Genomic DNA, 12636 nt, shown 5'->3' with positions numbered 1-12636 from the left:
AGAATATAAGCCGATTTAAGTTAGTAAAAGTAAAGTTAGTAAAAGTAAAAGAAGGACAAAATGACGGTTGAGTTTCGTCCAGTTAAAATTAACGACATTGACGCAATCGTAGAAGAATACGAGCGCACATGGGGGATTGCGAATGCTGTTGGAGCAGACGCTTCGCGCAATCTTTCTAGGCGATTCGTGCTGCACTATTTAGAGCCATCCACGTTTGGAACTGTTGCAACGATAAACGGCAAATTTATGGGACTTTTGCTTGCGCGCGTGTACGGAGATAAAGTGCTGTTTAAGCAAGTTAAGAAGATGCTAGAAGAGCAAGAAGCAAAGATGTCTAGCAAAGGCGATTCTTCGCACGCAAAAGCGTTGGATTCTGCGATTGGCATGGGCCAGATTGAGCGCAAGTTAGAGGCGATGAGCCATATTAACGACTTGACTCAGGCAGAGTTGGAGCTTTTTATTGTTTCTCCAGACGCTCGCGGGCACGGAGTCGGTGGCGGATTGTGGAAGCGCACAATGCAACATTTGCGCAGCCGCGGAGTGAATCGCTACTTTTTGCACACAGATACGGCTTGCGATGTTAGTTTCTACGATTATCACGGGCTTAGGCGAGATGCTACGTGGGCTAAAAAGGATCATGAGAAGTATGCGAACCGCGTAAAAGATCTTGTTGAGGACTTGTACATATATTCGGGCGAGCCGTTTGTAAACCGCACCAAGCGCTTTGACTGAGCTTGAAATTGCATAACGCATTTCAAGCTCCTTCAAAGCGTGATTTGGCTCAAGAATAAAGTCCAGTGGACTTTACACTTAAGTGGCTCAGCGAATCGAAGTGACTTCTCGCGCATTATGCAGCTCGAAGTCGTCGATTCGCACAACGCTCTGCCTCTTACGTGTATTCTGTTGTTGCGGTTGTTCCGATTTGACTTTTTTGTTTTGTTTTTTGGTTTAAGTTTGTTTGTAGGCGTGAGCCAGTGTGTTGTTTACTATCGGCTGCCGCTCTTATACTGTTCGACCAAGAATCACCCAGCCCTCTTACTTGCTTGAACAATTGCGTGATTTTCATCATCGAGATTTTTGTGTGTTGCGCGCGTTAATCGCATAAAATTCATCATACAAATTAATCTTAAATTGTATATAACAATTAGTAGAATTTGCTTTACTTTATTATATGAATTTTGTGATTTGGTTTGAACAGAATTCAAAAACAAGATGATGGAGTAAGAGTATGTCTAAGAAGATTCGTGTAGTTAAGCACTATTCTGGCGTTAATTCTGGTGTTGGGGCTGATTCTCAGCCAGTTCTTTCAAAGAGCGTTTGCGCTGCAATGTTGACTGGCGCAATGGTGCTGGGGGGGGGGTATTCGTTTCCTCACCTGCCTATGCTGACGGTTATGTAGACGGCACTGGCAACAACATTTATTACGGTTATAAAACAGACGCAAGTTATACAGAAGCTCGTTTCCACATAGAAGTGGATTATTACGATACTCTTGAGCATGCTCAGGCGGGCAAGGATGAAGGTAAAGACCCGCTTGGAAAGTTTGTTCGCGTTCATTATCTTTCTAATTGTGCCAAAAAAGACGGCGCAGCTGACGATTGGCGATTCCGCCCAATGTGGTGGTATGGCGTTCCAAAAGGCTTGAAGAACGTTCAAAATATTACGTATACGCGCGTTGAAAAACTAACAAATCAGCGCGGAAATCAGCCGTTTGTGCCAACTGGCTCTTCGCAGTTTACGTTTACAGATACAAACGGCTACGGCGTTGTGTCTAAGAAAACATATCCTACTCCAAAGCAGTGGAAAAGCATCTCCAACTTCTACTTTGATGAGCAAAATGTGCTTGCAAATAAGGGGTGGAAGCAGCTGCTTGGTCTTAATGGCGGAAGTTACGATAACGCTGGAAATACTGAGGGTCAGTGGGGTGATTATCAGAAGGAAACCGACGGCTTACAGGGCATTTTTGTAGACTGGGAGTCGGCAGGTCAGCGCTTCTATGACATGACTTACGTTGGCGAGATGACGGATGATGCTTGGCAGAAGCGCGATGAGAATCCGCTTCGTTTTGCTGCTGGCGTGTATCGTTTTGCTGGTAACTGGCACTATGCTGTTGGTCAAAAGCACAATACTCCAAAGATTGCGGACCATTTGAAGCTTGTGTATCCAGAGGTTACGAAGGTTAAGGATCCTTCTAATTTGCAGGATGCGGAACAGAAAGCAATTAAAGAAAAAATCACAAAAGCGAATGAAAACACCAAGTACTTCAAAGAATTAGTTGCTGATAATGGTGTTGTTGTGAATAAGGACGGCTCTGCAACTATCACCTTTAAAGATAAGACGACTCGCACTATGCCAGCTAGCTTGCTTGTTTCTAAAGACGAGACTGATAAAGATAAGTACAAGCCAGTCATGCCTGAGCGCACGCCTGTAGTGAATTTGAAGAATCTTACTTCTGATGAAAAAACTAAAATTCGTCAAGCGATTATTGATGCTAATGGTGGTTCATCTCCAAACGAGTTCTTGAAGCATGTGAAGCAAACCAATAATCAGTATGACTTCAAAGTTAATGAAGATGGTTCCGTAGAAGTTACGTACGAGGACGATTCAAAACTTACTATTCCTGCTGAAGATTTGGTATTCCAAGGGCCAAAGATCTCAGATTGGGCGCCGTACGTTGTGCCTGATGCGATTGAGGTTGAGAATCTTACAAAGCTTTCTGATACTGAAGTAAGCAATATAGTATCTGCTTTTGATACAGCCAACACTGGTATTACGCCATACGATGAGGCTAAAACTAAGAATAGCAATAAAGCTCCTGTTACGGTTGATTCTAAGACGGGCGACGCAACAATCAAATGGGCAGATGGTTCAACCACCACTATCGCCGCGTGGCAATTCCTTAAGCAGAAGCCAAAGACTCCAACTCCAAATCCTCAGCCGCCAACTCCAACTCCTGCTGCCGAAAAAGAGTTCATTGTTGAAGCACCTACGACGCAAACAAGAGTTAAATTTGATCCATTCAATATGAAGGAAACAGATTTAACAACTTACAGCCAAGCTCTTGATGCAAATAAAAATGCTTTAAAGAAGGTTAAGGGTAAGGACGCTAAAGATAATTCAGATGTAACTATTACCGATGTTTCGTATAGCGTGAAAGATGGTAAGGGTTACATTACGTTTAAGGCTGATAAGTACAAAGATGCTACCTACCCAATGAGCGTATTCTTTAAGAAAGATCCTGGTACGCAAACTCCTCAGACGCCTTCTACGGAAACCAAGACGGAAACTGATAATGATAATCCGAAAAATACCTTTACGTATAAGGTTACAAAGACGGAGACTGAAGGTGATACACCAACTGCTCAAGAAGCTGTAAAGGCTTTAAAGCAATTTGTAAAAGACAATTACGATAATGTATCTGATTCTGATTTGCAAAATGTTACGAGTGATGTTGCTGTCGGTGCAAATTGGAAACCAAAAGCTAATACAAAAAATATGGGTCCCTATGGTGGTACTAACAACAATGCCGGACCAATGCTAACTATTAGTTTAGGTCTTGATAATGGCATTAAGGTTAGTGGTCATCCTTGGTTGGATGACGATGACCCAGATTGGGATCCTGGTACAATAATGGATTTGATTACCATCAAGCCAGATGAATTATATACCAAAAGAGGTGGTGCACAACAGCAGGATAATACGATTGACAATCTAAAGAAGCAAGCAAAAGATCTGTTAGATAAACGCAGGAATACTGACAAGCTTACCAACGACGATTTGAAGCGCGCTGGTATTTCCGATCCTGATCAGCTGAATAATGACAAGATTGACGGTATGAGTGAAAAGGATCTTCGCGACCTTATCCGCAAGCTTACCGATGCAAAGAAGGCGGAGCGCAAGTACAATCCAATTCCTGAGATTGAAGTTACCGACCCAGAAAATCTGTCTGAAGATGATTTTAAGAAAGCTGCGGAAGCATTCTTGAAAGCCAATTACGATGGCACGGGTTCACTAACAGGAGATAAGGCGCCGTATACTGTTCCTACGAGTCTCAAGCCAAAAACAGATACCGTCTTAATGGAACCTGCATCCGATACTAACGCAACAGGTATTTCATCGATTACATACGCAAACAGTGATTTTAAGACGCTTATTTTCAAAGACAAAAATAATAATCAGCTGTTTACCGTTTCTGTAAAATACAAGAAGAAGGCGGGAACCCCTGCGCCAAGTCCTGATGCACTTGCGCAAATGAAGAAGGACGCTGAGAAGCAAATCGACCGTAATCCTAATCTGACAAAAGAGCAAAAAGAAGAATATAAGAAGCAGATTGAGCAAGCTCAAACTCCTGATGCGATCAAAGAAATTCTCAATAAAGCGGCTCAGCAGGGCAAAGATAACCAAAACGATCCGTCAAAGAAGCAAACTATAACCGACAACAAGGGTGGCGGCAACGCAAAGAAAGAAGCCGAAGACAAGAAGCAAAAAGAAGAGGAGGAGCATAACAAACAACAGCTTCAAAAGGATAAAACAGATGCCAAGGAAGCTCTCAAGAACCTGACCAATCTGACTGATGGTGATTCTGGCGATAAGAATAAGCTATCAGGTGAAATTGATAATGCTCAAACTCCTGAGGAAGTTAAGAATATTCTCGAAAAGGCCAAGGCGATTAACGACGCTCGAGGTGCTTTGAAGGAAGGTGCGCTTCCATTCTTAAGCCACGGCAAGTCTGATAGTAACGACGATAAGGCTCTTAAGGAGTTAATCGGTTCTGATCCAAGCAAGAAGGATGCAGCACTCACTGCTTTGGAAACCGCTCTTGCAAAGAAGGATCCTGCAGCTACTGCAAAAGAGATTAAGACTGCTCTTGATGCAGCCAAGCGCCAGAACGCAATTAACGAGCAGAATGCCAAGAATGCTGGCCTTGCCAAGCTTGAAGCTAAGAAAGCAGAGCTTGATGCAGCATATAATGCATTGAATGATGAGCAGAAAGAAAAAGCTAAAGCTAAGTATGAGGCTGCTGTTAACGAAATAAATACAGCTAAAGGCAAAGTTAATAGCGCAACAAAGCCTTCTGACATCAAGACTGCTGTTAATGGTGTAGATACTTCGCTTAATGCTGCTAAGGAAGATATCAAGAATAATACGCCTGAGCGCGATAAGACTGGTAACACCAACGATAACGCTGACGCTCTCAACCAAGAAAAGGAAGCTCAGAAGAAGCGTATTAACGATAGCAATCTTCCAGATGCTGACAAGCAGAAGGCTATTGAAGACATCAATAATGCAAAGAAGCTTGGCGACCCAACGGGTATTGCTAATCGTGCTTTGAAAGCCAAGAAGATTGCGGATGCTCTAAAGAAGATTGATGAATTTAAGCATTTAAACAAGGCTCAAAAGGATGCTTTTAAGGCAATCATCAATGGCACTGATGCTGGTAATCACAAGGATGATGATGGCAATGACACTGGTGTTGACGACATTGACGATGCACTCGTAAATGCCACTAACACCGATACTGCCATGGGTCGTCTTGAGAAGCTGAAAGAGATCGCTGATAAGTTCGCTAAGGGCGAAAAGTTCACTGGATCTTCTGATCAGACCAAGAAGGATGCGTTCAATACGGCCGCTACCGCAGCTGGTGCCGTTCTCGACAAAGCCAAGGGCGACGCCAAGAATGCTGATCAGGTTAATGAGCTGTATAAGGATCTTCTTAAGACCATGCAGGATCTTGACAACACAGTTAAGGGTGCTGGCGTTAACACCGAAGCTCTAAACAAAGAGATTGAGTCCGATAAGAACTTGCAGCCAAATGATAAAGCTGATCCTAAGACGCCAGGCGATTCTCTGTACACGACCGCTTCTAAGGAGAAGAAAGAGGCCTTTGACAAGGCACTCTCTGACGCTGAAGCAGCATTGAATAAAGCTAAAAAAGATAACGCAGATCAAGCGAAGCCAGACTCTACTCCACGAACTCCAGAGCAGGAAGCAGAAGCTCAGAAGGCTGTTGACGACGCACTTCAGAAGCTTGAAAATGCGCGTAAGGCGCTTGATGGCGTTGACACAACCGCGTTGCAGAATGAGATTGGTAAGGATAACACCGTTAAAGACTTAGATAAGTATAAGTATGCTGATAAGTCTAAGACGGATGCGTTTGATCAGGCTCTTAAGGATGCTAAGGATCTTATCGATAAGCTAACTGGTACGAAGAAGGCTGCTCAAGGCGAGGAAGATGTAACAACTAAGACTCAAGCTGAAAAGCAGAAGCTTGTTGATGCGGCTCTTGCAAAGCTTAAGGCAGCTGAAGAGGCTCTTGATGGTAAGAAACCAGTCGAGCCAACCCCAACGCCTTCTGTTGATAAGTCTCACTTGCAGCAGGGTATTAATGGTAGCGGTGATGTGAAGAAGTCTGATGATTATACGAATGCTCCTTCGGATAAGAAGCAGGCTTATGATCACGCTTTGGATCATGCTAACGAGGTTAACAATAATCCTAATGCTACTCAGGATCAGGTGAATCAGGCTGCTGAGGATTTGAAGAAGGCTGAGAATGATTTGAAGCCAACTCCAACCCCACTTCCAAATCCTGGTGCTGGTTCTGGTAATGCTGGTTCTGGTTCTGAAGCAGGTTATGGTGTGAACGATAATGCGCCTACCATTGTAGATAAGGGCGAGTTGAACATTCAGATTGATAGTGCTGAAACTGATTCTAAGCCTGGCAATGCTGGAGCTGGTAATGCTGGTAACGCAAACGCTGGCTCAGCTACAGGCGCCCAGGGTGGTGCAGGTACATCTTCAGGCTCAGGAATGGGCACTGGCACTGCGGGCGCAGCCAATGCAGGTGTTGACAACAAGGCTGTAAATAACGCTGTAGAAAACGCTCCAGAAGTAAAGCAAGCGGATGCTGCTGTTAAGCAGGCTGCTGCTACGTTAGACGAAGCTTTGGCACAAGCTAAGCGCGTTGCTGCAGATCCGCATGCAACGCAAGCGCAAGTTGACGCTGCTGCTGTTAAGCTTGCGGATGCTCGTAAGGCACTTGCGGATGCTCAAGACAATGCTGCAAAAGTGCGTGCAGCTGTTCGCAGCCGCGTTATAAAGGGCATGCGTTCTCGCGGGAATGCAGGCGTTGCTGCGGGCGCAGACGTTGCTACTGCTGGATTGATGGCAACTATGATTGCTGCAATTGGAGGAGCGTTTGTAACTCGTCGCATGCGCGCAATGCACGCTAATCGCGACTAGCGTTTAGTTGCTACTTATGTAGGTCGTCGCGCGACGACCTACATAAGCGCTTAAAGCGAATCGCGCGCAACATTTCCTATTTGTTGTTGCGCGAGGTTTGAGTATTTCTCTCCTTGCAAGTCCCGTCGCTACGCTCCTCTTTTATTGCTCGTATAGAAATACATCAAACCTTCTGAATATCTAGAACTTTTGCGTGGTTTTTATCACCGAGATTCTCGATTTTTCTTCTTCATTCGATGAATCACCATCAAAGATGCTGAGGTTCATCTCATTCAGTGCAAAAAATCTCGAATCTCTACCTAGCTTGATGTAATTATGTAGTGCGTTTGTATAACGACACGCCGTAAATTAGGTACAATCGCACTACATGACTGAGTCAAGTGTGGTGGAGATTCGAGATACGCAAAAGTCCTAGCATGTAAGAGGGCTGGGTGATTCTTGGTCGAACAATATAAGAGCGGCAGCCGATACCAAACAATCCAATGAGCCACCACTACAAACAAACCTCAACCCAAAAACAAAATCAAAGACAAAACGGAACAACCGCAACAACAAACTACACGTAAGAGGAAGAGCGTTGTGAGACAAGAAACACCCAGCCCTCGCTTCAACAACAGATAAGGAGAATGTTCGAGCGATACGAGCCGGTTTTTGTATATGACAGATACAAAAACCGCGGAAGACTAGTCAATTATAAGACCAGTTAACCGCGGTTTTATTTTTGTTTTTTAGTTTTGATTATGCGCGACGATGGCGAGCGAAGTAAGTACCGCCTCCGATTGCTGCGATTCCTGCAACAACAGCCGCTAGAGCTGCAACAACCTTAAGCGTAGTGTTGTTGGACGCGCGTTGTGCTTCGTTTTGTGCGCCGTCAGAAGTTTGAGCGTTCTTAGACTCATCCTTGGATTCGCTAGATTCACTCTTGGAATCATTCTTGGATTCGCTCTTAGACTTACTCTTTGCAGAATCCTTTGCGTCGTTCTTTGCATTATCATTATTGGACTCGCTCTTAGCAGCAGAATCCTTAGCAGCATCTTGTGCTTTAGCAAGATCTTTAGCTGCAGCTTTAGCGCTAGATGCAAGAGCAGCTGCTATGCGGTTAGCGCTGCTTGCGCTAAGAGTGTTAGCGTGTGCTGCGCCTGCAACATTATTTGCTGCAACGCCATTAGCATTTTGAGCATTTGCACCGTTAGCGCCGTTAGCATCGTTTGCGCTTTGCGATTGTGCAGCTGGAATAGCAGCGTGGAATCCGAGTTGCTCATTTCCGAACAAGTTGTTTGCGTATCCTGCAAGATACTGGTTGTAGTAGTTTTCGAAGGATTCGCTAGAACTCGTGTTGTTGCTCGTACTGCTGTTAGTGTTATTTTGCGTTGCACTAGTTGAACCAGTATTTTGATTAGCATTGCCTGATTCAGTGTTTTGCTCTTGTCTTCCACTGCCAGTGTTGGTATTAGAACCACCTTCATTATGATGTTCCGGTACCACTACTGGTGGTGTAGGTGGTGTTGGTACTGGTGCAGGAACTGGAGGCGTTGGAGCTGGTTCTGGAACAGCCTTGGATAGGCTTTCTGCTGATTTTTGCAACGTGCTAGTAGCAGAACTCAAAGTAGTAGAGCAAGAGTTAAGGGTTGCTAGCATTGTTGTAAAGTTACCAGTTACAGCAGCAAAATTCGCCTGATATGTCACTCGAACTTGTTCAGGAAGAGCAGCTACGGCTGCTGCAAATTTAGTCTTATAAGACTCAACCTTTGTTTGAGCCTGTGTAACCTTAGTTTTAGCAGCTGCAAGAGCAGATTGAGCAGAAGCAACCGTAATCTTAGCTTGCTTAACAGATTCTTTAGCAGCACTAATAGCAGCAATTGCTTTTTTAACATTTTGTTCAGCAGTCTTAACGGCTTCAGCTTTTTCTTTTGCTGTTTGTTTTGCATTCTTAAGCTCAGTTTCGGCGCTAGTTTGCTTTTGTGTTGCTGTGTCAAGATAGCCTTGAGCATCTGCTACCTTTGTTTTAGCAGCTTTAATCTCATTGTCGTGCTTTTGTATTGCTGCAGCAAATCCAGATATCTTTTCAGTTAACTCAGTAACATTCTTATTTGCTGCCGCAAGTGCTTCAACAGCACTATCTTTAGCTTTGATTGCATCTTGAACAGCCTGCTGTGCTTGATCAACCTTCTGCTTAGCTTGTGTAACAGCCTGAGTTAACTCTCCATCAATCTTATTCTTTTGAAGTTGAGCATCATTTTTTGCTGCATCAGCAGCTGTCTTAGCTTGTTTAGCAGTCTGCTCCAGAGTTTTGGCTTTTTCTTTCAGCTGATCGAGCTCACCTTGAAGATTTTGAATCTGCTTATTGCGCTCTTCACTAGTCTGCTGAGCTGCAGTCTGAGCCTTCTGCTCAGCTTCTTTATACTTCTGCTGCGCACTTGTAGCTTCAGTATTTAACCTATTAGCTGTTTCTTGAGCTTGTGTTAAAGCTTTATTTGCTTCTTGAACATCAGTTTTAGCCTGTTCAAACGCAGTATTTGCATTTGTAACAGCCTTCTTAAGCTTTTCTACTTCAGATTTTTTGGAATCAGCAGTGCTTATTGAATTAGTAATATTAGTAATTTTAGATTCGATTTTTTGCACTTCAGATTTTGCTTGACTAAGAAGTCGATTAACAGTCTCTTGCGTAGCTGCCCACGTTACATCAGTTTGGCTATAGTACGCAACAAGTTCTTGAGCTTTTTGCTTAAGAACATCAAGTGCGTTCTTTTCCTGATCTTGCAAACCAACTTCAGGTTTAGCGGCATCTGCAGCGTCTAAGTTGTTAGCATCGCTCATGTTCAAGTCATAATGCAATTTACGAAGCTCATACTTTTTAACAAACAAATCGTAGTTTGCTTTATTCGCTTCAGCATTAAGCTTGTTTATAGCGTCATTCTCTTGCAACTCTGCCTTAGCGCTTTCATCAAGGCTACTCTCGTAATTAGCAAGAAGTTGCTTATACTTAGCAATAGTAATCGAAGATTCGTTGCTTCCGTGCCATACAGCTACATCTCCTACAACATCTTCTTTGCTAGTGGTAGACTTTCCGTTTACTGTGGTTGTTGTTATAACTTCTTGCAAGCTTAAGTCGCTTTCAGCGAATCCGCCAGCAGTAATATCTTTGCTAGCAAAATTCGTGTAATGACCCACAGATTCCAAGAAAATGCCCTTGAGTTTACTATTATCATCAGCAGACTCAAACAACTTAGTATCTGGATTCTGCCGCATGTATCGACCCAAATCATAACGATGTTCTTTAAGAACCTTTTTACCAGCATCAGAAATCTTATGAGTTACTTCACTACCTTTTTCGCCAGTTACAAACGTTCCTTCAACAGCCTTGTCGTAACGCTCTTTTTCAACCGTATACCAGCCGCTAAGAGCGTTATATTTTTCAGCATCTACAGAGCAAGACGTATTGCCATTTGCTGTTATATGGCAACTTCCATACTCCTGATTCTTATGATCCTTAGAGTCTCCGTCGTAATTGCCCCACGCAAGATTTTCTGTAGCATTGTACGGGTTAGTTTTCATCACTTCGCTACTCTTATAACCAGGGTGGTTTATTGCATGATCATGATTTGCACCAGAATAGAAGGAGTTTACAATTGACTCTGCAATCAAGCTAAGACGCACGTTAACAGCGCCCAAAGTTGCTTTGTCTTCAGTACTTGCGCTGTTTTTATCGCTATCTTCTTTGCGTAACTTGTTGAGTGCCTCGTAGTAAGTTGCAGCTTCCTTCATGTTTTGCAATGAATCCGCGCCGCCAACTTTACCGAGTTTTACAAGATCCTTATACCACATAGGTACTTCAACGCGGTCTAGAACGTTTTCTGTTTTGTCTCCGTTCTGGACTTGCTTCATGATTTCAACTCTTTCACCGTTCAAAATCTGCTTAGCGCGCTGAGCGTCTGCAAGAAGAGCTTTATCTTCTTTGCTAGTAGAATTTTTATAAGTTTTAATCACATAATCCAAGAATCCATCAAAGTTTGCTGTAGTTGTAGAAGCATTTTTAGCAGCTTCATCTGCAGCATTCTTAGCGTCTTTCACAGCTTTTTCTGTATCGCTCAACTTCTTAGCGTCTGGGTTCTTTTCAAGCGCGTCTTCTGCTGAGTTGAGATTCTTTCCAGCGTTATCTAAATCGTTTTGCTTATTTTTAGCTTCTTTGTCTTTCTTATCCTCATCTGCCTTAGCATCTTTAGCTTTTTGTTCAGCTTCAGATGCTTCACGCTTAAGTCTTTCTACTTCTTCGTTAGTGGTAGTAGTCGGATTATTTAGAGCATCAATCTTATTTTGCTTTTCTTGCTGCTCTTTTTTGTTATTTTCAACAGCGAGATCTGCTTGTTCTTGTTTTGTTTTGGCTCTATCAGCTATATCATCTAAACGAGCTTGTTCCTTCTTTTCGTTTTCTAACTTTTCTTGTGCTTCCTTTAATTTTTTGTCGTAATCGTTTTTCTCGTCTTGCTTAGATTCTAAAGTTCCTTTTGCTTTTTCTAAAGCTGTGTTTTTATCAGTAACATTATTTTCAGCGGTTTTCTTTTCTTCTTCAGCCGCAGCCTGTTCGTTCTCGGCTTTCTTCTTTGCTTCTTCAGCTGCAGTCTGCTTAGCTTGCTCGTCTTTTAAAGTCTTTTCTTTTGCAGCTACATCGCCTGCAGCTTCTTCAGCTACTTTCTCTTTGGCGTTAACTTCATTGTTAGCTGCGTTTAAATTGTTGTCAGCTTCGGTCTTTTCTTTATCTGCTTTATCTTTTGACTTGTTAGCAGCATTTAAACCATTCTGAGCTTCTTCGGCAGTGTTCTTGGCTTCAGTTGCCTTTTCGTTTGCTTGCTTAACTTCATTGTCTGCTGTAGTTACATCTTTTTGAGCGTCTTCACTCTTGGACTTTGCATCCTTTATAGCTTGTTCTGCAGCTTCATTTTTCTTTTCTTCTGGCTTCGTTCCCTCGCTATTTCCACCGACTTGCTGGCCTGCAGGAGTGCTGCCAGGTTGATTCTGCCCAGAATTACCACCTTGATTTGTGCTTCCAGGTTGAGGATTTTCATTACCTGAATTGCCACTAGGATTTGCGTTACCACTTTGTGGAGCCTGTACAACAGGTGGTGTATTTGTGCCAGTATTTGGTGGAGTAACTGTTTCAGCGTTGGCAACACCTGCCATGCCGAATAATGCAAGAGAACTTGCGCCTAAAGATATTGCTACGGCAAGCTTAGCGTTCATAACTAACCTCTCCTCTTTCTAATGATTAAAATAGTAGACTCTGCTATTTAAACAAGATTTTGTGCGAGAATCGCAATTTTTGTTCGCTTCCATTGCGATCTTTTTTAAACCTTGCTTCATACGAAAACAGTATACAGCTCTACGGGGGGGGGGTATCAA

The 12636-nt window shown here is 43.2% G+C and carries 4 protein-coding genes; 3 read left to right on the top strand and 1 reads right to left on the bottom strand.

From position 1 onward, the window contains the following. Positions 1-60 precede the first annotated feature (60 nt). From HXT53_RS05475 to HXT53_RS05465, 3 genes are all read left to right on the top strand, one after another. On the top strand, positions 61-732 hold the full coding sequence (locus HXT53_RS05475) for a GNAT family N-acetyltransferase (RefSeq protein ID WP_004573806.1): 672 nt from the start codon (positions 61-63) through the stop codon (positions 730-732). 496 nt (positions 733-1228) lie between these two features. Further along, on the top strand, positions 1229-1399 hold the full coding sequence (locus tag HXT53_RS05470) for a hypothetical protein (protein ID WP_192382348.1): 171 nt from the start codon (positions 1229-1231) through the stop codon (positions 1397-1399). Continuing rightward, positions 1318-7239 carry a GA module gene (locus HXT53_RS05465; protein WP_421780121.1) on the top strand — a complete coding sequence of 1974 codons (5922 nt, stop codon included), beginning with the start codon at positions 1318-1320 and terminating at the stop codon, positions 7237-7239. Before HXT53_RS05470 ends, HXT53_RS05465 begins: the two co-directional genes overlap by 82 nt. A gap of 738 nt (positions 7240-7977) precedes the next feature. Here HXT53_RS05465 and HXT53_RS05460 read toward each other — a convergent pair. Then, on the bottom strand, positions 7978-12477 hold the full coding sequence (locus HXT53_RS05460; protein ID WP_421780119.1) for a hypothetical protein: 4500 nt from the start codon (positions 12475-12477) through the stop codon (positions 7978-7980). Positions 12478-12636: the final 159 nt, after the last annotated feature.

It is taken from the genome of Gardnerella sp. KA00390 (assembly GCF_049244075.1).
In the GTDB taxonomy this organism is placed as follows: domain Bacteria; phylum Actinomycetota; class Actinomycetes; order Actinomycetales; family Bifidobacteriaceae; genus Bifidobacterium; species Bifidobacterium vaginale.
The sequence above is the reverse complement of the archived record's forward strand: the minus strand, read 5'-3'. Positions and strand labels throughout refer to the sequence as shown.

Excerpts from the sequence above, each read along its gene's own strand:
- HXT53_RS05475 (WP_004573806.1), top strand. The coding sequence starts at position 61 with ATGACGGTTGAGTTTCGTCCAGTTAAAATTAACGACATTGACGCAATC.
- HXT53_RS05470 (WP_192382348.1), top strand. The coding sequence starts at position 1,229 with ATGTCTAAGAAGATTCGTGTAGTTAAGCACTATTCTGGCGTTAATTCT.
- HXT53_RS05460 (WP_421780119.1), bottom strand. The coding sequence starts at position 12,477 with ATGAACGCTAAGCTTGCCGTAGCAATATCTTTAGGCGCAAGTTCTCTT.